The following is a 1598-nucleotide window of genomic DNA, read 5'->3' on the forward strand; positions in this document are numbered from 1 at the left end:
AGCACAGGAAAAATAGACTAAAACTGAGTCAGAAGATGAGCGAACACGTGATCGAATATCACTGGAATGGGTGATCGGAAAATATCGGAATAACTGATCGGATGTCGCCGGAACAGATAATCGGATACGTCGGAATCTGCATCCCGCTGCGAGGCCATCCTGCGCTGGTCGGCGTTGCCGGGCGCCAGCCGCCACCACTGGGGCACCGATCTGGATATCTACGATCCCGATTTACTGCCCCCCGGCACGCAATTGCAGCTTACGTCCGAGGAGTATTTTCCCGGCGGCTATTTCGCCACGCTTACCCACTGGCTTGACCGGCATCTGGACGAATACGGCTTCTACCGCCCCTATGCGCGCGATCGCGGCGGCGTGGCGGTAGAGCCCTGGCACATCAGCTACCGGCCGCTGGCGAACCGCGCCGCGCTGATGCTGACGCCCGCGGTGCTGCTGCAGGCCTGGCAGGGCCAGGATGTGGCGAGCAGTGCGTGGCTAGCGCCGCGGCTGCCCGATATCTTCCAGCGCTACATTGATAATATCGATAAGGAGTAAGTCTATGGGATGGTTAGCGGATTATTGGTGGGTAGTGTTATTAGTCCTGGCGGGCATGTTGATAGGCGGCGTGAAAGCGCTGCGCCGGGTGGATGCGCCCAGCTACCTGAAAAATCGTCCCGAGTTGCCCCCGCATCGGGACAACAACGCGCAATGGGACGAGGAAGACGACTGGCCGAAAAAAAATAACCTTTCCTTAGCGCGCCGGCTGCTGGCTGAAACATCGCCAGCGGCGCGTCAAGCGCGCGTCTACCGCCGTCATGCCCGCCGCCGTTTCCTGCCGCCAGCGTAGCCACAGCGCTTTTTTCCGCTGAGCGCCAAACGCGCCGCCAGCACGTCGTCCGGCAGTTGCTGCGTTAGCCACAGGTGCAGCGCCGGCAGCGGCAGCGTGCTCTGGCTAATGAGGCGAAGAAGGGCGCTGCGGCATGCTTCCGGCGGCCGCTGGACGAAGGCGAAGCCCGCCAGACAGCGCCAATCCTCCAGGGCGAGTGGCTGTTGCTCGCCGGCCGTCAGGCGGCAATCGCGCTCGAAGCCCTCCGCCGCGCGCCGCGTCAATTGACGCCCCGCGTCGCTAAGAGGCAGCAGCGCCATGGCGCTATACAGGCCGCTGCTTGCTTCCCGGTGCGTCCCCATGCGCACCAGTTGAAACCCCGCCCGCCGCCAAAAATGCCACAGCGCGGCGGTATAGCCAAAACTGACCGATAGAAAATCGCGCTCGTCCCTCTGGCGGCCTGCCGCGCCGCCTTGGCAATCATTGCCAGCCCCATGCCGTGACGGCGCGCCGCCGGCGCCACGGCGATACGACTGATGCGACGGGAGCGCAGCCGCGGCGCCCGCCACACATTCCCGTGCGCCGCCAGCGACTGCGCCACCAGACTCCCGGGCGGCCGGCGATAACCTGCCCAGACGTAAGCGCCCCGTGGAGGACGTCTTGAATTATTGGTGGGTTTGTTGTATGAGACAGTAAACCTACGTTACACGCTTATGCTCATTGCATTTTCACATTGTATTGATTTTAATAACTTTTATTTCCATCCCGGTTTGAG

Annotated in this window: 1 protein-coding gene and 2 pseudogenes; 2 read left to right on the forward strand and 1 reads right to left on the reverse strand. The window is 62.0% G+C overall.

Annotation, left to right across the window (positions count from 1 at the left end; translation table 11 throughout):
* Nucleotides 1-132: 132 nt before the first annotated feature.
* Both ACMX3H_RS19185 and ACMX3H_RS19190 read left to right on the forward strand, forming a co-directional pair.
* A pseudogene (locus tag ACMX3H_RS19185) lies at nt 133-552 on the forward strand (M15 family metallopeptidase); the annotation flags it as partial.
* A 4-nt stretch (nt 553-556) separates the two neighbouring features.
* Nucleotides 557-736: pseudogene (locus tag ACMX3H_RS19190) on the forward strand (YpfN family protein); the annotation flags it as partial.
* A gap of 74 nt (nt 737-810) precedes the next feature.
* Here the strand turns inward: ACMX3H_RS19190 and ACMX3H_RS19195 are convergent.
* Nucleotides 811-1392, reverse strand: a complete 582-nt coding sequence (locus tag ACMX3H_RS19195; RefSeq protein ID WP_415211905.1) for a GNAT family N-acetyltransferase — start codon at nt 1390-1392, stop codon at nt 811-813.
* Between the last annotated feature and the right edge of the window lie 206 nt (nt 1393-1598).

It is taken from the genome of Sodalis sp. (in: enterobacteria), assembly GCF_047607725.1.
Lineage (GTDB): Bacteria > Pseudomonadota > Gammaproteobacteria > Enterobacterales > Enterobacteriaceae > JBLKSS01.